This is a genomic window from Mycolicibacterium sp. Y3 (assembly GCF_051188035.1).
Lineage (GTDB): Bacteria > Actinomycetota > Actinomycetes > Mycobacteriales > Mycobacteriaceae > Mycobacterium > Mycobacterium fluoranthenivorans.
The window spans coordinates 778,769-798,892 of the sequence record NZ_JAVQLT010000001.1 but is presented as its reverse complement, the minus strand read 5'-3'; the positions used below and the strand labels follow the sequence as shown (position 1 = coordinate 798,892).

Annotated in this window: 21 protein-coding genes; 10 read left to right on the top strand and 11 right to left on the bottom strand. The window is 67.9% G+C overall.

Features of this window, described 5'->3' with window-relative positions:
- The first annotated feature begins 15 nt into the window (after positions 1-15).
- Entirely contained in the window at positions 16-1,437 is a 1,422-nt protein-coding gene (pntB, locus tag QN239_RS03865) for a Re/Si-specific NAD(P)(+) transhydrogenase subunit beta (RefSeq protein ID WP_499008251.1), read from the top strand.
- 87 nt (positions 1,438-1,524) lie between these two features.
- On the opposite strand, the gene QN239_RS03860 is transcribed toward pntB, so the two are convergent.
- On the bottom strand, positions 1,525-2,103 hold the full coding sequence (locus tag QN239_RS03860; protein WP_499008250.1) for a TetR/AcrR family transcriptional regulator: 579 nt from the start codon (positions 2,101-2,103) through the stop codon (positions 1,525-1,527).
- An 87-nt stretch (positions 2,104-2,190) separates the two neighbouring features.
- Here QN239_RS03860 and QN239_RS03855 point away from each other — a divergent pair, with 87 nt between their 5' ends.
- Positions 2,191-3,330 (top strand): acyl-CoA dehydrogenase family protein, encoded by a 1,140-nt coding sequence (locus QN239_RS03855; protein ID WP_499008249.1) that lies wholly within the window; start codon positions 2,191-2,193, stop codon positions 3,328-3,330.
- Here the strand turns inward: QN239_RS03855 and QN239_RS03850 are convergent.
- On the bottom strand, positions 3,320-4,504 hold the full coding sequence (locus QN239_RS03850; RefSeq protein ID WP_499008248.1) for a sensor histidine kinase: 1,185 nt from the start codon (positions 4,502-4,504) through the stop codon (positions 3,320-3,322). The genes QN239_RS03855 and QN239_RS03850 overlap by 11 nt on opposite strands.
- 4 nt (positions 4,505-4,508) lie before the next feature.
- Positions 4,509-5,156, bottom strand: coding sequence for a response regulator (locus QN239_RS03845; RefSeq protein WP_170847301.1), 648 nt, complete (start codon positions 5,154-5,156; stop codon positions 4,509-4,511).
- Between the two features lie 46 nt (positions 5,157-5,202).
- Here QN239_RS03845 and QN239_RS03840 point away from each other — a divergent pair, with 46 nt between their 5' ends.
- From QN239_RS03840 to QN239_RS03825, 4 genes are read left to right on the top strand one after another with little or no spacing between them, the layout of a single operon-like run.
- On the top strand, positions 5,203-6,084 hold the full coding sequence (locus QN239_RS03840; RefSeq protein ID WP_499008247.1) for a LysR family transcriptional regulator: 882 nt from the start codon (positions 5,203-5,205) through the stop codon (positions 6,082-6,084).
- 46 nt (positions 6,085-6,130) lie between these two features.
- Positions 6,131-7,456 (top strand): MFS transporter, encoded by a 1,326-nt coding sequence (locus QN239_RS03835; RefSeq protein WP_499008246.1) that lies wholly within the window; start codon positions 6,131-6,133, stop codon positions 7,454-7,456.
- On the top strand, positions 7,425-8,651 hold the full coding sequence (locus QN239_RS03830; protein ID WP_499008245.1) for an acyl-CoA dehydrogenase family protein: 1,227 nt from the start codon (positions 7,425-7,427) through the stop codon (positions 8,649-8,651). Before QN239_RS03835 ends, QN239_RS03830 begins: the two co-directional genes overlap by 32 nt.
- 5 nt (positions 8,652-8,656) lie before the next feature.
- On the top strand, positions 8,657-9,439 hold the full coding sequence (locus QN239_RS03825; protein WP_499008244.1) for a tyrosine-protein phosphatase: 783 nt from the start codon (positions 8,657-8,659) through the stop codon (positions 9,437-9,439).
- Here the strand turns inward: QN239_RS03825 and QN239_RS03820 are convergent.
- The gene (locus QN239_RS03820; protein ID WP_499017034.1) at positions 9,433-9,639 is read right to left on the bottom strand and encodes a hypothetical protein; all 207 of its coding nucleotides are present in this window, start codon (positions 9,637-9,639) and stop codon (positions 9,433-9,435) included. The two genes, QN239_RS03825 and QN239_RS03820, sit on opposite strands and share 7 nt — an antisense overlap.
- Between QN239_RS03820 and QN239_RS03815 the strand changes: the two genes are divergently transcribed.
- A complete protein-coding gene (locus QN239_RS03815; protein WP_499016560.1) occupies positions 9,547-10,395 on the top strand; it encodes a PDDEXK-like endonuclease domain-containing protein in 849 nt (282 codons plus the stop codon). The two genes, QN239_RS03820 and QN239_RS03815, sit on opposite strands and share 93 nt — an antisense overlap.
- A 31-nt stretch (positions 10,396-10,426) precedes the next feature.
- Here QN239_RS03815 and QN239_RS03810 read toward each other — a convergent pair whose 3' ends face one another.
- Genes QN239_RS03810 through QN239_RS03800 form a run of 3 tightly spaced genes read right to left on the bottom strand, consistent with a single transcriptional unit; the run spans position 10,427 to position 12,744 of the window.
- Positions 10,427-10,909, bottom strand: a complete 483-nt coding sequence (locus QN239_RS03810; protein ID WP_499008243.1) for a DUF456 domain-containing protein — start codon at positions 10,907-10,909, stop codon at positions 10,427-10,429.
- Positions 10,910-10,918: 9 nt separating this feature from the next.
- A complete protein-coding gene (locus QN239_RS03805) occupies positions 10,919-11,884 on the bottom strand; it encodes an NADPH:quinone oxidoreductase family protein (protein ID WP_499008242.1) in 966 nt (321 codons plus the stop codon).
- Entirely contained in the window at positions 11,881-12,744 is an 864-nt protein-coding gene (locus tag QN239_RS03800; protein ID WP_499008241.1) for an SDR family oxidoreductase, read from the bottom strand. The genes QN239_RS03805 and QN239_RS03800 overlap by 4 nt, the downstream gene beginning before the upstream one ends.
- A gap of 213 nt (positions 12,745-12,957) precedes the next feature.
- Between QN239_RS03800 and QN239_RS03795 the strand changes: the two genes are divergently transcribed.
- The gene (locus tag QN239_RS03795) at positions 12,958-13,134 is read left to right on the top strand and encodes a hypothetical protein (protein ID WP_090359132.1); all 177 of its coding nucleotides are present in this window, start codon (positions 12,958-12,960) and stop codon (positions 13,132-13,134) included.
- Between the two features lie 10 nt (positions 13,135-13,144).
- Here QN239_RS03795 and QN239_RS03790 read toward each other — a convergent pair whose 3' ends face one another.
- The 3 genes from QN239_RS03790 to QN239_RS03780 form a co-directional block, all read right to left on the bottom strand.
- Complete coding sequence (locus QN239_RS03790) at positions 13,145-14,554, bottom strand: aldehyde dehydrogenase family protein (RefSeq protein WP_499008240.1); 1,410 nt, start codon at positions 14,552-14,554, stop codon at positions 13,145-13,147.
- A gap of 76 nt (positions 14,555-14,630) precedes the next feature.
- Positions 14,631-15,572, bottom strand: coding sequence for a class I SAM-dependent methyltransferase (locus QN239_RS03785; RefSeq protein WP_499008239.1), 942 nt, complete (start codon positions 15,570-15,572; stop codon positions 14,631-14,633).
- Positions 15,573-15,625: 53 nt separating this feature from the next.
- Positions 15,626-16,261: a TetR/AcrR family transcriptional regulator gene (locus QN239_RS03780; RefSeq protein WP_090359138.1), complete on the bottom strand. Its 636-nt coding sequence runs from the start codon at positions 16,259-16,261 to the stop codon at positions 15,626-15,628.
- A 159-nt stretch (positions 16,262-16,420) separates the two neighbouring features.
- Here QN239_RS03780 and QN239_RS03775 point away from each other — a divergent pair, with 159 nt between their 5' ends.
- Both QN239_RS03775 and QN239_RS03770 read left to right on the top strand, forming a co-directional pair.
- Positions 16,421-16,987 (top strand): TetR/AcrR family transcriptional regulator, encoded by a 567-nt coding sequence (locus tag QN239_RS03775; protein WP_090359140.1) that lies wholly within the window; start codon positions 16,421-16,423, stop codon positions 16,985-16,987.
- Between the two features lie 19 nt (positions 16,988-17,006).
- Positions 17,007-19,196, top strand: a complete 2,190-nt coding sequence (locus QN239_RS03770) for an FUSC family protein (RefSeq protein ID WP_499008238.1) — start codon at positions 17,007-17,009, stop codon at positions 19,194-19,196.
- Here the strand turns inward: QN239_RS03770 and QN239_RS03765 are convergent.
- On the bottom strand, positions 19,141-20,106 hold the full coding sequence (locus QN239_RS03765) for a pirin family protein (RefSeq protein ID WP_499008237.1): 966 nt from the start codon (positions 20,104-20,106) through the stop codon (positions 19,141-19,143). The two genes, QN239_RS03770 and QN239_RS03765, sit on opposite strands and share 56 nt — an antisense overlap.
- Positions 20,107-20,124: the final 18 nt, after the last annotated feature.

Sequence of the window (20,124 nt, the reverse complement as noted above, 5' to 3'; positions counted from 1 at the left end):
AATGGAACGGATTCCATGTTCACGGTAGAGACTGCCGCCACCTCGGCCTACGTCGTCGCGGCCCTGCTGTTCATCCTGGCCCTGGCCGGGCTGTCCAAGCACGAGACATCCAAGGCGGGCAACACCTTCGGCATGGCCGGCATGGCCGTGGCCCTGATCGCCACCATCGCGCTCGCACTGGACCGCAAGATCGAGCCCCTCGGCCTCGGGCTCTTGGTGGGTGCGATGGCAATCGGCGCCGCGATCGGCCTGTGGCGCGCCCGCGTCGTCGAGATGACCGGGATGCCCGAGTTGATCGCGCTGCTGCATTCGTTCGTGGGCTTGGCCGCCGTCCTGGTCGGCTGGAACGGCTACCTGCACGTCGAGAACTCACCGGGCGGCGCCGAGGCGGCACACCTGGCGGGCGAAGGCATGCTCGGCATCCACTCCGCCGAGGTGTTCGTCGGCGTCTTCATCGGCGCTGTCACCTTCACCGGATCCATCGTGGCCAACCTGAAACTGTCGGCCCGGATCAAATCCAACCCACTGATGCTGCCCGGCAAGAACTTCCTCAACATCGGCGCGCTGGTGGTGTTCTTCGCGTTGACGGTGTGGTTCGTCATCTCCCCGGCACTGTGGCTGCTGATCGTCGTCACCGTGCTCGCCCTGCTGCTCGGCTGGCACCTGGTGGCCTCCATCGGCGGCGGCGATATGCCCGTCGTCGTGTCGATGCTCAACAGCTACTCCGGCTGGGCCGCCGCGGCATCGGGATTCCTGCTGTCCAACGACCTGCTGATCATCACCGGCGCCCTCGTCGGTTCCTCCGGTGCCTACCTGTCCTACATCATGTGCAAGGCCATGAACCGGTCGTTCATCTCGGTCATCGCCGGCGGCTTCGGGATCGAGGCCGGCCCGGCCGAGGACAAGGACTACGGCGAGCACCGCGAGATCACCGCCGAAGGCGCGGCCGAACTGCTCGGCTCGGCGAGCTCGGTGATCATCACCCCCGGCTACGGCATGGCCGTGGCCCAAGCCCAGTACGGCGTGGCCGACCTCACCCGCAAACTGCGCGAACGCGGGGTCAACGTGCGCTTCGGCATCCACCCCGTCGCGGGCCGGCTGCCCGGCCATATGAACGTGCTGCTGGCCGAGGCGAAGGTGCCCTATGACATCGTGCTGGAGATGGACGAGATCAACGACGACTTCGCCGACACCGCCGTCGTGCTCGTCATCGGCGCCAACGACACCGTCAACCCGGCGGCCGCCGAGGATCCGGGCAGCCCGATCGCCGGTATGCCGGTGCTCACGGTGTGGAACGCCGAGAACGTCATCGTCTTCAAACGATCCATGGCCTCGGGTTACGCGGGCGTGCAGAACCCGCTGTTCTTCCGGGAGAACACCCAGATGCTGTTCGGTGACGCGCGCGACCGCGTCAACGACATTCTCGCCGCGCTGTAGCGCGAATTCAGCCGGAGCGCTGTAGCGCGAATTCAGCCGGAGCGCTGTAGCGCGTATCCAGCCGGAGCACTGTAGGACCCTGCGGGTTCAGGCCCGCAAACCGTAGGTGAGCAGCGTGGCCAACTCGGCATACGCCTCGGCATCGCTCAGACCTGTCGCCGTGCGGACCTCGCGCTGCTGGATACGGACCATGATCGTCGCGACGAGATCCGCCGCGAACGAGGCGTGCACCTGACGGTACGCACCGTTGCCGACGCCTTCCTCGATCAGTTCGCGCACGCGCTGCGCGGCGGCGCGGGTATTGGCTTCATACACCTCGCGCGCCGGGGCGAACGCGTTGAGATCGGCCATGAACACGTCCGAGGCCACGGCCAACTCCTCGCCGACTGCGGTGAGGTACGCCGCGATGCGCTCGCTCTTGGTCTGCTCCAGGATCGCCTCGACGGCATTGGTCGCACGCTTGAAGAAGTGGATCGTCACCCGCCTGACCAACTCGTCCTTACTGCCGGCCAGGGTGTAGAGGGTGGACTTCGAGCAGCGCAGTCTCGCCGCGATGTCATCCAGTGTGAGGTGACTGAACCCCTCCGACAGGAACAGGACCAGCAGATCGTCGAACAACGCGGTCTGCCGACGTGTCGCGAAACCGTCGTCCGCCAGATCGAACATCACCCAATAGTACTGCAGTGATGCATTCAGTACCCTCAATGATACTGTTGACTCAACTTCAGTACTGTTTTGGAAAGGCGACCTCCCGTGGCTGTCGACCGCCTGCTGCCCACCGCAGAAGCACACGAGCTCATCGCGCTGACCCGCGATATCGCCGATCGCGTGCTCGACCCCATCGTCGACGCCCACGAGAAGGCCGAGACCTACCCCGACGGCGTGTTCGCCCAGTTGGGCGCTGCCGGGCTGCTGAGCCTGCCGCAGCCGGAGGAGTGGGGCGGTGGCGGCCAACCGTACGAGGTATATCTGCAGGTGCTCGAGGAGATCGCCGCGCGCTGGGCGGCGATCGGGGTGGCGGTGAGCGTGCACAGCCTGTCCTCGCACGCACTGCTGATGTTCGGCAGCGACGACCAGAAGCAGCGGTGGCTGCCCGACATGCTGTCCGGAGCGCAGATCGGCGCCTACAGTCTGTCCGAACCGCAGGCCGGCTCCGATGCCGCGGCCTTGCGGTGTGCGGCCGTCCGCGATGGCGATCACTACGTGCTCAACGGTTCGAAAGCATGGATCACCCACGGCGGTAAGGCCGATTTCTACACCCTGTTCGCGCGGACCGGAGAGGGTTCCCGCGGGATCTCGTGTTTTCTGGTGCCGGGCGACACCGAAGGCCTGAGTTTCGGCCAACCCGAGGAGAAGATGGGTCTGCACGCGGTGCCGACCACCTCCGCGTACTACGACAACGCGCGCATCGAGGCCGACCGGCTGATCGGCGCCGAAGGACAGGGCCTGCCGATCGCATTCTCCGCACTGGATTCCGGTCGCCTCGGCATCGCCGCAGTGGCCGTGGGTATCGCCCAGGCCGCCCTCGACGAGGCGCTGCGCTACGCCAACGAGCGAACGACGTTCGGGCGCAAGATCATCGACCATCAGGGGCTGGGCTTCCTGCTTGCGGCGATGGCCGCCGAGGTGGTCAGCGCGCGGGCCACCTATCTGGATGCGGCACGGCGACGCGATCAGGGTCTGCCGTACTCGACACAAGCCAGCGTGGCCAAGCTGATCGCCACCGACGCCGCGATGAAGGTGACCACCGACGCCGTGCAGGTGTTCGGCGGGGTCGGCTACACCCGCGACTTCCGTCCGGAGCGGTATATGCGCGAGGCCAAGATCACCCAGATCTTCGAGGGCACCAACCAGATTCAGCGATTGGTGATCGCCCGCGGGCTCACCGCCTGACGGAGGCCGGTTCCGGCGGGGAGGTCACCGTGACCGTCGTCCCGCGCCCCGGCGCCGAGTCCACATCCATGTCCCCACCCATCGCATCGACCCGAACGAGCAGTGATCCCAGGCCGATATGGCCGGCGGCCACCCGGTCGGCGACCAGGGACGGATCGAATCCGACGCCGTCGTCGGCAACCGTCAGCACCACCCGGTCGCCGAGGCGCACCAGCCTGATCGTCACCACCGTGGCGTGCGCGTGCTTGCCGACATTGGCCAACAGCTCCCGCGCGGCCCGGTAGATCAGCGGCTCCGATTCCGGCTTGCCGACCTCCTCCAGGTCGGCGATCACCTCGCCTTGCCCACGAGATTCGAACTGCCGCGCCAACTCCCGAACCCCGGCCGTCAAACCGAGCTGCGCGAGCACCTGCGGGTGCAGTTCGGTGACGACGGAGCGCAACAGGGCCGCAGTCTGTTGCAGCGCCGAGTGCACCGCATCCAGCGCGGGATCGGGCAGCCGTTCCCGGATCTCGTCGAGCTCCATCCGGGCGGCCAGCAGGTTCTGCAACGGACCGTCGTGCAGGTTCTCGGCCACCTCCCGGTGACGCCGTTCGTCGGCAGCCATCGCCTCCGACACCAGTTGCCGGCGCACCTCCAGCAGTGCCTTGACCCGGGCCGAACGACGCGACAGCACAAGGCACAACGCGGTGGTCGCGACCGCCAGCCACATCAGGAAGCCGAAGTGGGTGTACACCATATTGGGCAGGCCGATGCGGTCGTCGCGCTTGGAGTAGACGATCCACACCGATAAATACGCTGCGGCCGTGAGGGTTCCGATGATGCCGGTCAGCCACGGCCGGTCTTGGAACGCCACCGAGATGGGCAGCAGGAAGAACACCGGCAGCAGCGCCGCGGTGGCACCTCCGGACACCAGGCACAGCACCACGATGACCAGGACGTCGACTCCCGTGGACGCCCAGTCCGCCCAGCGCGGCAGCGGACCCCGCAACGCCACCAGCACCCACACCACGGCGGCGATCGCGTATGTGCCCAGCACCACCGCATAGAGAGCGGGCAGCCAGTGGTCGACCTCCCAGATCCACACCAGCACCGCGATCAGCGCGATCAGCGGTAACCGCAGCACCGCGGAGACCCGGACCGGTTCGGCCGCGAAGAAGTCGACGATGCGCACCACGTCAGTCGAGCAGCTTGCGCCGCATCGCCTCCGCCACCGCGGCCGCCCGGTCGCCGACGCCGAGCTTCTCGTAGAGCCGTTGCACGTGGGTCTTGACCGTGGACGGCGCCAGATACAGCTCCTTGGCCATCGCCGGGATGCTCAGCCCACTGGCGATCATGCCCAGCACCTCCCGCTCGCGGGCGGACAGTGTCGGCGCATCGGGCTCGTGACGGCGCCGGATCTCACCGGCGAGCGACGCGGCCAGCGCAGGGGCGATCACATCGCGTCCCCGCGCACAGTCCAGTACGGCGCTGACCAACTCGCCGCGGGTCGACTCCTTGGACAGGAAGCCGGCCGCGCCGTCCTGCAACGCCTTGTAGACGATGGCCGATTCGTCATGGGCCGAGATCAGCAGCACCCGGGTGGGCAGCTGGTCGCGGGTCACCGCGGCCGCCACCTCGGAGCCATCCATTCCCGGCATCCGGTAATCCAGCAGCGCCACCGCAGGTTTGTGGGTGCGGATGGCCTCCAGCGCGGCCACCCCGTCGTCTGCCTCCGCGACCACCTCGATGGATCCGCTGGCCACCAGTGCCCGGACCACTCCGTCGCGAAACATCGGGTGGTCATCACCGACCACCACGCGCACCTTCTGTGCCGAGTCCTGCATGCGAGTCAGCTTGTCACAGCTTGCGCCGACCGGGAGAGTCATCGGTATGGATTCCGACGAGCTGCGGTGGTTCGTCGTGCTCGCCGAAACCGAACACGTCACCGACGCGGCGGCCGAGCTCGGCATCAGCCAGCCGACCCTGTCGCGAGCGCTGGCCCGGCTGGAGGCCCAGGTCGGTGCACCGTTGTTCGACAGGGTCAACCGCAGATTGGCGCTCAACGCCTACGGCCGGATCCTGCTCGAGCATGCCCGCCGCAGCATCGCCGAAATGCGTTCGGCCACCGAACGTATCGCGGCACTGCGCGATCCGGAGACCGGCCTGGTGCGGCTGGCGTTCCTGCATTCGCAAGCCGGTGGGTTCGTTCCGGAATTGTTGCGGCGGTTCCGGGCCGAGGCACCCCGGGTGCGATTCGAGCTGTTCCAGGGGGCCGCCCACGAGATCGTCGAGCGGCTCACGGCCGGGCAGGCCGATCTCGCGATCACCTCACCGCGGCCGCCGGGCTTCCCGTGGCGCGGCCTCTACGTGGAGCGGCTGTGTCTGGCGGTACCTCGCGAGCACCCCTTCGCCCGACGGACCCGCATCCGGCTCGCCGACGCGGGCGCCGAACCATTCGTCGGGCTGGCACCGGGATTCGGGCTGCGCCAGCTGACCGATGAGCTGTGCGAGGAGGCCGGAATCGACCCGCCGGTGGTCTTCGAGGCCATGGAGATCCCGACGATGGAAGGGCTGGTGGCGGCGGGATTCGGGGTGGCGGTCGTCCCGGTACCCAGACCACAGCGCGCCGAACCCGGTGCGGCCTATGTTCCGCTCACCGAGGCGTCCGCCAAACGGCAGATCGGGCTGACCTGGAACAGCTCCCGGGAGGTGCCGCCCGCCGCGGCGCGGCTGATCGATTTCGTCATACAGAATCGTCATGAACTTGCCTAAATTCATGCATTGGACACATTGTTTTAGGAGTCCTAGCGTCGTCTGAGTGACTTCTGCGACCACCACAGCGACCTGGCGGGGACATGCACGTGGGTCGGCCGAGTACCGCAGGCTGCTGGCCGCGTTGTTCTGTGCGGGCGTCGCCACCTTCGCGCAGCTGTATTCGCCGCAGGCCGTGCTGCCGCTGATCGCCGCCGATCTGGGCACCGGTGCCGCGCACGCCGCGCTGACCGTCTCGGCCGCCACCGTCGGCTTGGCGCTCGGCGTGATCCCGTGGTCGGTGCTTGCCGACCGGATCGGCCGGGTCCAGGCGATGACGATTTCCGTCGCCGCGGCAACGGTTCTCGGGCTGTTGGTACCGTTCGCGCCGACTGCCGACCTGCTGCTCGGCGGCCGGCTGCTCGAAGGACTGATGCTGGGCGGTGTCCCCGCCGTCGCCATCGCCTACCTGACCGAGGAGATCGCATCCGGTCACGCCACCCGCGCGGCGGGCACTTACGTGGCGGGGACGACGATCGGGGGCCTGGCCGGCCGATTGGTCACCGGGCCGGTCGCACAGTACGCCGGCTGGCGGGCCGGCGTGCTCACGGTGGCGGTGCTATGCGCTTTGGCGGCAACGGCATTCGTCAAACTTGCGCCGCGCGCACGCGGCTTCACCCCGTCGCGCAGCCGCGATCTGGGCCACAAACTGCTGGCCAATCTGCGCTCACCCCGGCAGCTGGTGTTGTTCGGCCAGGGTTTCCTGCTGATGGGCGGGTTCGTCGCCATGTACAACTTCCTGGGTTTCCGACTGATGGCGGCGCCGTTCCACCTGCCGCAGACGTTGGTCAGCCTGATGTTCCTGGCCTATCTGGCCGGGACCTGGGCTTCGGCCCGAGCCGGCGCCGAAGCAGGCCGGCACGGCCGCCGCACGGTACTGCTCGCCTCCACCGCGACGATGATCGCCGGCACCGCGATCACGCTCAGCGACAACATCTTTGCCGTACTGGCCGGGCTGGTGCTGGCCACGGCCGGATTCTTCGGCGCACACTCGATCGCGTCGGGCTGGGTGGGGACCGCCGCCGCCGACGGCAAAGCGCAGGCCTCCTCGCTGTACAACCTCTGCTACTACGCCGGCTCCAGCGTGGTCGGCTGGTTCGGCGGGGTGGCCTTCGACACCGCCGGCTGGCCTGCAGTGGCCGGGACAGTCATCGGGCTGGCCGCCCTGTCCGGCCTGCTCGCCGCCGTGACGCTCGGAACAGCGGAACATCCTCGCCGGTCAACCCCTCGCCGAAGGAGGCGGGCGGGGTGCACCCATACCTCCTTCCACTTGTCTAACCAAGTGGCATATCGTGACGGTCATGGACTTCGCGATGTCTGCCAAGGCGGCTGATTACCACAAGCGGCTCTCCGACTTCATGGTCGAGAACGTGTTCCCGGCCGAGGCGTCGTATCACGCCTATCGCGACCACATGGGTCCCAAGGACCACACGGTGCCGCCGGTGGTCGAGGAACTCAAGGTCAAGGCCAAGGCGGCCGGGCTGTGGAACCTGTTTCTGCCCGCCGAGTCCGGACTGACCAACCTGGAGTACTCCCCACTGGCCGAGCTGAGCGGCTGGAGCATGGAGATCGCCCCCGAGGTGCTCAACTGCGCCGCCCCGGACACCGGGAACATGGAGACCCTGCACCTGTTCGCCAACGAGGCGCAGCGTGCGCAGTGGCTCGAACCCCTGCTCAACGGTGAGATCCGCTCGGCGTTCGCGATGACCGAGCCCGCGGTGGCCTCCAGCGATGCCCGCAATATCGAGACCACCATGCTGCGCGACGGCTCGGATTACGTGATCAATGGCCGCAAGTGGTGGATCACCGGGGCCTCCGACCCGCGCTGCAAGCTGCTGATCGTCATGGGCCGCACCAACCCCGACGCCGCCAGCCACGCGCAGCAGTCGATGATCCTGGTGCCCATTGATACACCTGGGGTCACCGTCCTTCGGTCGTTGCCGGTGTTCGGTTGGCAGGACCAGCACGGGCACTGCGAGATCGTGTTCGACAACGTGCGGGTGCCGGTGGAGAACCTGCTCCACGAGGAAGGCAGCGGGTTCGCGATCGCCCAGGCCCGGCTGGGGCCGGGCCGGATCCACCACTGCATGCGCGCCCTGGGTGCGGCCGAGCGGGCGTTGGCGTTGATGATCGACCGGGTGCAGACCCGCATCGCCTTCGGTAAGCCGCTGGCCGAACAGGGCGTGGTGCGCGAGCAGATCGCCAAGTCCCGCAATGAGATCGATCAAGCCAGGCTGCTGTGCGAAAAGGCCGCCTGGACGATCGACCAGCAGGGCAACAAGGCCGCGCACGTGCTGGTCTCCCAGATCAAGTCCGTCGCCCCGCAGGTCGCGTGCAATGTGCTCGACCGCGCGATCCAGGTGCACGGCGGCGCCGGGGTGTCCGATGACTTCCCGTTGGCCCGCCTGTACGCCTGGCACCGCGCCATGCGCCTGTTCGACGGGCCCGACGAGGTGCACATCCGCACCATCGCCCGCGCCGAACTCGGCCGGGAGAAATCGGCGTTTGCGGCGGCTGTGACAAAGTAGTCAGCGTGGAACTGTCGGGTGCCTGGAACTTCCGTGACGTCGCCGAGCAGACCGGGATCCGTCCCGGCCTGCTGTACCGCTCCAGTGAATTGAGCCGGCTCGATGACAGCGGTCGCGCCACTCTGTCCGCGCTCGGTATCGCCGATATCGTCGATCTGCGCTCGCACCGCGAGGTCCAGCGCCGCGGCGGGGGCCTGCTGCCCGCCGGCGTGGCCGTGCATCTGCTGCCGTTCCACTTCGACGACGACAGCGAGCAGGACGCACCGCACGAATCGACCTTTCAGCGGGTGATGTCCGAGTCACCCGCAGACGAGGACGTCGCCGAGGCGGCCAAGCGCTACATGGCCGAGGTCTACGAGGAGTTCCCCGCCCTACCCGGTGCACAGACCGCGGTGCGGCAGGTCATCGCGATGCTGGCCGACCACAAGCCCGTGCTGGCCCACTGCTTCGCGGGCAAGGACCGCACCGGATTCACCGTGGCGACCGTGCTGGAGGCCGTCGGCATCGACCGCGAGGCCATCCTGGCCGACTTCCTGCGTAGCAATGACGCGATCCCCCCGTTGCGCGAGCAGATCCTGGAATCGGTGCGCGCCCGGTCGGACTCCGCCGAGGTGATCACCTTCGCCGAGGCCCGGCTGACCGACGAGGTGCTCGGGGTGCGCGAGGAGTACCTGGATGCGGCGTGGCGGGTGCGCGACGAGAAGTACGGCTCGCTCGGCGGTTTCCTGGACGTCGCGGAAGTGACTCCCGACCAACTCGACCGATTGCGCGCCGCCCTGCATCAGTGATTTCGGCGCGCTGACGCTCGCTGACCGAACGCGAGCGCGCCGAAATCGTCATGGATGGAACCGACGGCGGCGAATCTGCGTCCGAACTCCATGTGCTCGACGAATATTTGCGCAGGCATGACGGCGTCGTCACCCTTGCTCAAGCCGGGGAAGCAGGTCTGAGCCCGCAGTCCGTCCGCAGGCGGGTCCAGTCCGGCCATTGGGTACGGTGCGCACTCGGCGTGTATTTCGTCAACGACCGACCCTTCACCGACGCCGCTCGCATCAGAGCCGCAGTCTGGGGGTACGGGGGCAAAGCCGCCGCAAGCGGACTGGCCGCAGCTTGGTGGCACGGGCTCACTCGCTTCGCACCTGGCATCGTCGAGGTGACAGTGCCGCGGAACAGCCACGGCAGGAGTCGCGAAGGCTGTCGAATCCGCCGCCGCGACCTCGGCGAGAACGACCTCGCGACATATCGCGATCTGACGGTCACAGCGCTCCCGCTCACCATCTGCGAGGCGGCGGTTCGGCGTGGCGGTGCAGGGGCCCACATCATGGACACTGCACGGCAGGGAGATTCGCAACTCCGCGAGTTGTGGCGCGCACATCTGCGCAACAAGGGTCGGTACGGCTCACCGGCCACGCGACGGCTCCTGATGGCCGCCCAGAGCGGTGCCCGTTCCGAAGCCGAACGGCTATTGGTGAGTCTGCTTCGTCAGGCCGGAATCACCGGCTGGCGGACGAACCAACCGGTCGGCCCCTACAAGATCGATATCGCCTTCGGTGTGCAACGCGTCGCGATCGAGGTCGACGGCTGGGCCTTTCACAGCGATCCGGAGGCGTTCAACAATGACCGGCGCCGACAGAACTACCTCATCCTTCATCGTTGGCAGGTGCTGCGATTCACGTGGTTGGACCTCACCGAGTACCCCGAGCGCGTCATCGCCACCGTTCGGTCAGCGATTTCGGCGCGCTGACGCTCGCTGAGCGAACGCGAGCGCGCCGAAATCACCAGGCAAGCACGGCGACGGCCCAGGTGATGGTGGCCAGCAGCGCCCCGGTGAACTCCACCCCGACCGACAGCGCCACACCTTTGACGGCGTGCACGGTGGACGCCCAGGCCCGGCGCTGATCCCGGCGTTTGGCCAGCTCGGCCAGGTACACCCCGAGGACGAAGCCGAGAACCAGGCCCAGCACGGGCACCACGAAGAACCCGATGACACCGAGCACCCCGCCGGCCACCAGGCTCCAGGTGCCGACCTCGGCGGCCCGCATCCGGCGCACCGGCCACGTGTACTTGATCACCTCGGCGACGACGAAGCACGCCGCGGCGATACCGAGGGTCACCCAGCCCACGGCGGTCTGCTCGACCAGCGCCCAGACCAGGATCGCGGCGAAGACCAGCAGCCCGCCTGGCAGGATCGGTATCACGATGCCGGCCAGGCCGATTGCGATGACCACGGCCACCAGGACGACGCCGAGGGTGCTCACCGCTTCAGGCTACGGAACGAGAACGAGCTTGCCCCGGATCTTGCCGTCGGCCAGCGCCTGCAGACCCGCCGCGCCGTCGGCCAGCGGGTAGCTCACCGGTGCGGGCGGGCGCAGGCCCGCCGCCACCAGTTGCGCCAGACCGGCACCCACCTCGGCCTGCGCACCCGGGGACTGCCGGACGAACTCGCCCCACCCGACGCCGACCACGCTGGCATTGCGCAGCAGCAGCCGGTTCACCTTGACCGTCGGAATGCCTTGTCCGGCAGCAAATCCGATGACCAACAGCCGGCCCTCGGGGGCCAGCACCCGGATGGCGTCATCGAACGCATCCCCGCCCACCGGGTCCACCACCACATCCACACCGCGGCCGTCGGTGGCCTCCAGCACCGCCTGGCGCCAGCCGTCGGTCAACGGCAGAGCCACGTCGGCGCCAACGCCGGAGACGAAGTCCAGGGCGTCGGGCCGGTGCACCAGCGCCACCACCCGCGCCCCCATCGCCTTGGCGATCTGGATACTCGCCACGCCGATACCGCCGGCCGAACCGAGGACCAACACCGTCTCCCCGGCCCGCAATGCCGCGCGGCGCGCCAGGGCGAAGTACATCGTGTAGTAGTTGCCCAGCAGAGCTGCCGCCGCCGCATCGTCGATGCCCTCGGGAGTCGGCACCACGCTCGACGGCGCCACCGCCACCTGCTCCGCGTAGCCACCCAGCATGGTGAATGCCGAAACACGCTGTCCAGCAGAAAATCCCGATTCCGCGGGGGCCGAACGCACGGTTCCGGCCACCTCCATCCCCGGGGTGAACGGGGGTTCCAGCCGCAGCTGGTATTCACCGCGCAACAGCAGCAGGTCCGGGAAGCAGACGCCGGCCGCGCCGACGTCGATGATCACCGCATCCGGGGATACGGGGTCGTCGACGTCGGTGTAGGCAAGCCCCTCGGTACCGGTCAGGGATTGTGCGACAAGGGCTTTCATCCGAGCTTGAAGCTCGCCGCCTGCGCAGCGGACATATCGGTGATCTCGCCCCACTTGGCCGCGATCTCGTCGACCGAGGGCACGGTTGAGAACACCACACCTTCGTTCTGGAAGAGCGCTGTCCTCTGTACTTTGCCGCCACCGACGATGAACACCGAATCGGTGTCGGGCAGTTCCTCGGTCATCAGGTAGGCCACCACCGGCGCCACGTATTCGGGGGTGAGCTTCTCGAAGACCTCGGGCGGCAGGATGTCCTGGGTCATCCGGGTGGCCGCGATCGGCGCGACGGCGTTGGTCTTGATGTTGTACTTCGCACCCTCCTGCGCCAGCGTGTTGATCAGCCCGACCAGGCCGAGCTTGGCGGCACCGTAGTTGGCCTGTCCGAAGTTGCCGAACAGACCGCTGGTGGAGGTGGCCACGACCACCCGGCCGAAGCTCTGCTCGCGGAAATGCGGCCATGCGGCGCGGATCACGTTGTAACCGCCGTACAGATGCACCTTCAGCACGGCGTCCCACTGCTCGAAGGTCATCTTGTGGAAGGTGCCGTCACGCAGGATGCCGGCGTTGCTCACCACGCCGTCGACCTTGCCGAACTCGTCGATGGCGGTCTTGATGATGTTCTCCGCACCCGCGGACTCGGCGACGCTGTCGTAGTTGGCCACGGCACGGCCACCGGCGGCCTTGATCTCCTCGACGACCTGGTCGGCCATGTTGTGTCCGGCACCGGACCCGTCACGGGCACCGCCGAGGTCGTTGACGACGACACTGGCCCCTTCACGGGCCAGCGTCAGGGCGTATTCACGGCCCAGTCCACCACCGGCACCGGTGACGACGACGACGCGATCCTGCACTCCGGGCATGGGATTCCTCTCCACGGTTTTCTGTCCGGTTGTCGGACGACAACCTTCTGTATACGGAAGTCGGTTCTGCGGCGGTAGACCGGGTCCGCCGACGACTTGTTCCTGCCAACCGCCGATCAATCACCGCCATCGGGATTACCTCGCTGACCTGTGCGTTTCACCTGTCAGAGGGCGCGAAAAGCACCTAAGACGGCAGAAGAGAGAAGCACGATCATGAAGAACGTCAAGAACATCAGCATCACCGCGATCATCGCCGGCGGACTGACCGCCGCCGTCCTGGGCCTGGCGGCCCCGGCCTCGGCCGATATCAGCCACCACGACTGGATCTACGACATCCAGCCGCACGCATCGGCGCCGCAGGTGGACAACACGGTTCATCAGAGCCACTGACACAGGGGCGTCAGAAGATCTTGCGCGCCAGTTTCCATGCCTTCTCGGTGTAGGGCGGATAGATCATCTTGGCCAGGTCCGGCCGGGTCGGCTTGGTCAGCACCGACTTCCGGTGGCTGAACTCCTCGAATCCGAAACGCCCGTGATAGGCGCCGATACCCGACGGCCCGACACCGCCGAACGGCAGCCGCGTGGTGGCGAAGTGGAAGATCAGGTGGTTGACCACCATGCCGCCGGCCGGCACCTCCCGGATCACCCGCTCCCGGGTGTCCTTCGACCCGGTGAACAGATATGCCGCCAGCGGTTTCGGCCGGGCGTTCACGAAATCGATTGCCTCAGAAAGGTTTTGCACGGTGATGATGGGCAGGATGGGGCCGAAGATCTCGTCGGTCATCAGCGGTTCGTCGAGCGCGGGGTCGAGCACGACGGTCGCGTCGATCTCGAGGGCCTCGGCATCGGATCCGCCGCCGATCACCACCTCACCGGTCGTGACGGCGACCGCCCCGGCCAGGCGATCGAAGTGACGCCGGTTCACGATCCGCTTGCCGCCGGCAGCGTCGGCCTCGAACGTCGTCACGGCCCGTTTGATCCGGTCGACGAGCTCGTCGCGGATGCTGGCGTCGGCCAGCAGGTAATCGGGAGCGATGCAGATCTGGCCGGAGTTGATGAGCTTGGTCCACGCGATGCGCTTGGCGGCCACCTCGATATCGGCGTCGGCGGCGACGATCACCGGGCTCTTGCCACCGAGTTCCAGCGTCACCGGCGTCAGATGCGCGGCCGCACTCTGGTAGACCTTGCGCCCGATCTCGGTACCACCGGTGAAGCACAGCTTGTCGAAGCCCTGGTCGATGAGTTCCTGGCTGACCGCACCGTCGCCCTCGACGACCACGACCGCGCGCGGATCCAGATAGCGCGGCACCAGTTCGGCCATCAGTGCCGACGAGGCCGGCGCCAACTCGGACGGTTTGAGCACGACGGCGTTGCCCGCGGCGATCGCGCCCACCGCCGGCCCGAGGGTCAGCGCGAACGGAAAGTTCCAGGCACCGATGACCAGCACCGTGCCGAACGGCTCGTATTCGATCCAGCCGCGGCCCGGCAACTGCGAGATCTCCAGGCGCCGATACTTGCGGCGGGCCCACTTGGCAACGTGCTTGGCGGCGTCACCGGCCTCGGCGGCCACGCTGGCGACATCGGCGAGCCACGCCTCGAACGGCTTGCGGCCGAGGTCCTCGTCGAGGGCGGCGGCGATCGCCAACTCGTTGTCGACCACGAGTCTCTGCAGGGCCAGCAGCTGCTGCTTGCGCCACCGCAGGTCGCGGGTGCGGCCGGTGGCGAAGGCCGCGCGGACATCGGCGACGATCGCCGGGATATCGGGAGCCGCGACCGGGGTGGTCGCTGGCGTCGCATCGGTCGTGGTCACGGGCGCGTCCTTCCGCATGAGATGCCCCGAATACTAACCACTTGGTTGGGCGGCCAGAAGACCCCGCCGCGCCCGTCTACCGGCGGACCGCGGTGACGAAGTAGGAGAACGCGTCATCGCCGGGGGTGTCGGGGCCGCTGGGCAGCGCCCAGCGGCCCAGCCGGCGCATCTCGTCGGCCGAGGTGACCGCCGTGCTGTCCCAGCCGTGCTCGGCCAGCCAGACGGCGACATCCGCACGGTCCGGGTCGTTGTACATCAGCTCACCCACATCGATGCTCTCGCCCATCCCGAACTTCTCCCGGATGGCGTCGAACCGGGCTCGCATCTCCTCCCGACGCTCCTGGGCCTGGCGGGGCGCGGTCTCGACGGCGATCCGGCTGCCCGGCGCACTCAGCTCGGTGATCTGGCCGAACAGCCGGTCCTGCGCGTCAGCGGGCAGATACATCAACAGCCCCTCGGCCAGCCACGCGGTCGGCGCGGCGACGTCGAATCCCGCGTCGGTGAGCACGCCGGGCCAGTCGTGCCGAAGGTCAACCGGCACCTGATGCAGCGTCGCGGACGGCCGGACGCCGTGTTCGGCCAGCACCGCGGCCTTGTATTCGAGCACCTTGGGCTGGTCGATCTCGAAGACCGTGGTGTCTGCCGGCCAGTCCAGCCGATAGGCCCGCGCGTCCAGCCCGGAGGCCAGGATCACGACCTGCCGGACGCCCGCGTCGACGGCGGCGGCGAAGAACTCGTCGAAGAACTTCGTCCGCACCGCCTGGTAGCTGCCCATGTGGGTGAAGATCGCCGCGGCCTCGGCATCGATCTCGGCCGCCTTGGCCACGAACTCCTTGTCCAGCATGAAGTTCCACACCCCGGCCTCGGTGCCGCCGACCAGGATCTTGGCGTACGGATCGCTGATCAGGGGGTCGTCCCGGTCGGTTTCGGCCGCGCGGGCGGCGGCCACCATGACGGCGGTGGTTCCGACACTGGTGGCGATGTCCCAGGTGTCGTCGTCGGTGCGCAGAGAACTCATTCCGCCATGCTACCGAACAACTTAGATTAGCTATAAGCTAGCGCAGGTGCCAGTTACGTCGGCAGCGACCAGAGCTTGTTAGCCAGCAGCAGTTCGAACTTCTCGATAACACGTTCCAGATCTGCATGCGAGCCGACGTACCCGGCGTAGAAGCCCATCCCCCACATGACCGCGACAAGGAGCTCGACAAGCGTCTCCACGTCGGTGTCGGTGGTTAGCTCCCCACTGCCCATCGCCTCCCGGACCGCCCACGAAATGAACTCCCGCGAACTGGCCAGCGAGTCGTGGGTCTCGTGGGCGAGCTCAGGATGACGCTGCGCTTCCAGCACCGAGGTGACCAGGAAGGCGGCCACCGAGCGATCCTTGGTATCGGTCTGCATGACCACCGAGAAGAATGCCGACAGCCTGGCCAGTAACGTCGACTGAGCCTTGGCTCGCTCGAACCCGGCGCCCACCACCATGGCATTGGTCTGCTCGATCACCTCGCGATAGAGCACCCGCTTGCTCTCGAAGTAGTGATTGATGGCGGGCCTGGTGAGGTCCGAGCGGATGGCGATCGCCTGAAAGGTCGCGGCGTCATAGCCGAGTTCGCTGAACACCTCCCGCGCAGCCTGCAGGATACGCTCTCGGGTGTCTGCTGCTTTGGCTGCAGGCGGGCGACCCGGTCCTCTGCTGGCTATGTGCGGCACAGTCAAATTGTGCCACAGATTACCCACTTCACTACCGCGATCTTCGCCTCGGCGTTATCTACAGCTCGCGCCCAGCAAACGTTGGTTATCGTTGCTCCGGGCGCCGGACCGGCGCAGCCCGGCAGTATCCGTGGACAGACCGAACTAAGGTGTCCCACCATGGGGGTTGGCGTGTCGAGGGATTCATATTTCGAAGCCGGTATCGACATCTTGTCCGACCTCGGCTACGGCGGCCTGAAGCTGGCCGAGGTATGCCAGCGACTCGGTGTCACGACGGGTTCGTTCTATCACTACTTCACCAGCTGGTCGTCCTACACCCGCGCGCTCGTCGACAACTGGGTGCAGGTGAAGACCACCCAGATCATCGACGCGGCCCGAGCCGAGTCCGATCCGCGGCGCAGGATCGGCACGCTGGTCGAGGAGGCGCTCGCCCTGCCGCACGGCGCCGAGGCGGCCATCCGGGTGTGGAGTTCCATCGACCCGACGGTGGGTGAGGTGCAGCGCACCGTCGACCAGCAGCGGTTCGACATCATGAAGGAATCGGCGCTGGAGATCCTCACCAGCGACCGGCAGGCGCATGTGTTCGCGATCGCCGCGGTATATCTGCTGACCGGCTATGAGCAGACCTCGCTGCCCCGCGATTTCGGAGACCTGCGCTGGTTGGCCGACCAACTGCTCGACGGGCTGGACTCCGGGATGTTCGGCACCGTTCCGGACCACCCGTGACCGTCTAACATCGTCGGGCATGCTCACCCCTGCCGGCCTGTGGCTCAGGCTGTGGCGAAGGGTGCATGCGCGCGACCCCGAGTACGACGCGATGCGTCGCGCCGCGCGCGCCGGGCTGATGATGCCGGTGGTCGCCGCCGCCGGGTTCAGCGTCGGTGGCGTGCAGACGCCGCTGTTCGCGATTCTCGGCGCGGTCGCCCTGCTGATCCTCGTCGACTTCCCCGGAAACCGGCCCGCCCGGGCCCTGGCCTACGCCGGGTTGGGAGTCAACGGGGCCATCCTGGTCACCCTGGGCACCGTGGTGGCGTCCGTGCCGTGGTTGGCCGTGGCCGTGATGTTCGTGGTGGCGGCGGCGGTGATGTTCGCCGGCGTGCTCAGTGAGATCGTGGCCGCCGGCCAGCGCTCCACCCTGCTCACCTTCGTTCCGGCCCTGTGCCTGCCGCCGGGCCCGATTCCGGATCGCCTGCTCGGCTGGGTGATCGCGCTCGCCCTGTGCGTGCCCGCCGCGCTCTTCGTGTTCCCTCCGCGCCATCACAACGAACTTCGGCTCTACGCCGCCCGGGTCTGCGCGACGCTCGCCGACACGCTGGACCGGGTCGAGCCGAGCGCCGAGGACCTTGACGCCGTTCACGAGGCGATGGACAAGCTGCGCACCACTTTTCTCGGTGCCGATTTCCGCCCGGTCGGACTGACCGCGGGCAGCCGGGCGCTCGTGCGGGTGATCGACGACCTGCAGTGGCTGTCCGACCTCGTGACGCGATCCCCCGGCACCGCGCTTGCCGAGCTGCGGGACCCGATCGTGGCGGTGCTGCGTGAGTCCGCCGCCGTGCTGGAGACCGGCGGCCCGCAACGCGACGCACATCGCAGCGCGCTGGCCCACGCCCTGGCCGTGCAGCGACTCATCGCGCAGAGCCGGTACCGCGAGGACATCTGCGAGATCCTCGACGCACCCGATGACTCCGCGGCGCTGGGAATCGGACGAAAACTGTTGACCCGCAGAACGATATCGGCGTGCGTCTCCGCGACGGGGCGGGTGATCGGACTGGCCGCCGACGCCGACGCCCGCCCGGTGTGGGCGCGAGTGCTGGGCCTGCGACTGCCGGATTCCGGCGCGGCCGCACGGGTGCTGTCCGAATCCGAGGCCATCGCCAGCATCCCGTCGGGGTTGGTCGCGACGCGGGCCGTGGTGGTGCGCAACAGTCTTCGCACCGGATTGGGGCTGGCCCTGGCCGTCGGGGTGACGCATCTTTTCCCCCTGCAGAACGGGCTGTGGGTGGTGCTGGGCGCCATGTCGGTGTTGCGCAGCAGTGCCCTGACCACCGGGACCCGCGTCGTACGCGCGGTCGCCGGGACGGTGATCGGGTTCGGGCTCGGCGCGGCCTTCATCGCGCTGCTGGGCGTGGACCCGGTGGTGATGTGGCTGGCGCTGCCACTGGTCGCATTCGGGTCGGCGTTCGTCCCGGAGGTGGCGTCGTTCATCGCCGGGCAGGCCGCGTTCACCATGATGGTGGTGATCATCTTCAACCTGATCCACCCGATCGGCTGGCGGGTGGGCCTGATCCGGGTCGAGGACGTGGCGATCGGCGCCCTTGTCGGTGTGGTCGTGTCGCTGCTGTTGTGGCCGCGGGGTGCGGCCGCGGCGGTGACCCGGTCACTGGATGCCGCCCGCGCGGCCGGCACGGCCTATATGAAGGCCGCGGTGCGACGGGTGACGCGGGGCGCCTCGGAGGAGGCCGACGACCGCATCACCACACTCGGCCACGATGCGCTGTCCGCTGCCCGGACCCTGGATGACACGGTGCGCCACTATCTTTCGGAGAGCGGGGGCCCGACCGACCTGCGCGCGCCGGTGATCAGGTCGGCCAACCGAGCCACCCGGCTGAGGGCCGCGGCCGAGCTGATCGCGGATGTCGTCCCACCACCCCTGGCGGTCTACCCCCAGGTCCGTGAAGCCCTCGAATCTCATTGCCACGCAGTATGCGAACGGTTTCGCGGTGTCGAGTCGGTGCACTTCGGTCCGCCGATCAGTGACGACTTCGTGCGGGCCCTGCGCGCCGGCGCCGGTGCGGGCGAACTGGCGATCGCGGCCGCGCTGCCGCTGGTCACCGTCGCCGCCCACCTCGGCGAACTGGAACTGCTTTACCCGGAACCGGTCAGCGATGGGGCCGGAGCGCATTCGGCGGCACCGTCCCGAACCGGCCCGCGTTGAAATCCTCCAGCGCTTCGATCACCTCGGACTTGGAATTCATCACGAACGGCCCGTAGTGGAAGACCGGCTCGCGAATCGGCTGGCCGCCCAACAGCAGAACCTCCATCGCCGGGCGGTGGGAGTCCTGGGAGCCATCCGCGGCCAACGCGATCCGGTCGCCCGGCCCGAGCACGGCCAGCTGACCCTGCTGGATCGGGTGACTCACCGGTCCCACCGAGCCGCGCCCGGACAACACGTACACCAGGGCGTTGAACCGCCTGTCCCACGGCATATCCAGCCGCGCGCCCGGGGCAATCGTGGCGTGCGCCAACGTGATCGGGGTGTGTGTACCACCCGGCCCGGTGTGGCCGTCCACCTCACCGGCGATGACGCGCACGAGCGCCCCGCCGTCGACCGAGGAGAGCAACTGCACCTCACGCCCCTCGATGGCCTGGTACCTGGGCGTGGCGAACTTGTCGGCACGGGGCAGGTTCACCCACAACTGGATGCCGTGGAACACGCCGCCGCTCTCGACGAGTTCGGCCGGTGGCGTCTCGATGTGCAAGATCCCGGCCCCGGCGGTCATCCATTGAGTGGCACCGTCGGTGATCAATCCACCGCCACCGTGCGAATCCTGATGGGCGAAGCGGCCGTCGATCATGTAGGTGACGGTCTCGAACCCGCGGTGCGGGTGCCAGTCCGTTCCCCTCGGCTCACCGGGCTGGTATTCGATTTCGCCCATCTGATCCATGTGGATGAACGGGTCGAGGTCGGCGGCGCTCACCCCGGCGAACGCGCGCACGACGGGGAAGCCCTCCCCCTCGAAACCGCGTGGGCCGGTGGTGATCGAACGCACCGGGCGTTCGGTGTCGGCAGGTTCCGGCCCCGCGATGCGGGGCAGGGTCAGCGTATCGGCTGTGATGGCAGGCATACCACATCTAACCGGACT

Excerpts from the sequence above, each read along its gene's own strand:
- pntB (WP_499008251.1), top strand. The coding sequence starts at position 16 with ATGTTCACGGTAGAGACTGCCGCCACCTCGGCCTACGTCGTCGCGGCC.
- QN239_RS03860 (WP_499008250.1), bottom strand. The coding sequence starts at position 2,103 with ATGTTCGATCTGGCGGACGACGGTTTCGCGACACGTCGGCAGACCGCG.
- QN239_RS03845 (WP_170847301.1), bottom strand. The coding sequence starts at position 5,156 with ATGCAGGACTCGGCACAGAAGGTGCGCGTGGTGGTCGGTGATGACCAC.
- QN239_RS03840 (WP_499008247.1), top strand. The coding sequence starts at position 5,203 with ATGGATTCCGACGAGCTGCGGTGGTTCGTCGTGCTCGCCGAAACCGAA.
- QN239_RS03830 (WP_499008245.1), top strand. The coding sequence starts at position 7,425 with ATGGACTTCGCGATGTCTGCCAAGGCGGCTGATTACCACAAGCGGCTC.
- QN239_RS03820 (WP_499017034.1), bottom strand. The coding sequence starts at position 9,639 with ATGGCCGGACTGGACCCGCCTGCGGACGGACTGCGGGCTCAGACCTGC.
- QN239_RS03805 (WP_499008242.1), bottom strand. The coding sequence starts at position 11,884 with ATGAAAGCCCTTGTCGCACAATCCCTGACCGGTACCGAGGGGCTTGCC.
- QN239_RS03800 (WP_499008241.1), bottom strand. The coding sequence starts at position 12,744 with ATGCCCGGAGTGCAGGATCGCGTCGTCGTCGTCACCGGTGCCGGTGGT.
- QN239_RS03795 (WP_090359132.1), top strand. The coding sequence starts at position 12,958 with ATGAAGAACGTCAAGAACATCAGCATCACCGCGATCATCGCCGGCGGA.
- QN239_RS03785 (WP_499008239.1), bottom strand. The coding sequence starts at position 15,572 with ATGAGTTCTCTGCGCACCGACGACGACACCTGGGACATCGCCACCAGT.
- QN239_RS03775 (WP_090359140.1), top strand. The coding sequence starts at position 16,421 with ATGGGGGTTGGCGTGTCGAGGGATTCATATTTCGAAGCCGGTATCGAC.
- QN239_RS03770 (WP_499008238.1), top strand. The coding sequence starts at position 17,007 with ATGCTCACCCCTGCCGGCCTGTGGCTCAGGCTGTGGCGAAGGGTGCAT.
- QN239_RS03765 (WP_499008237.1), bottom strand. The coding sequence starts at position 20,106 with ATGCCTGCCATCACAGCCGATACGCTGACCCTGCCCCGCATCGCGGGG.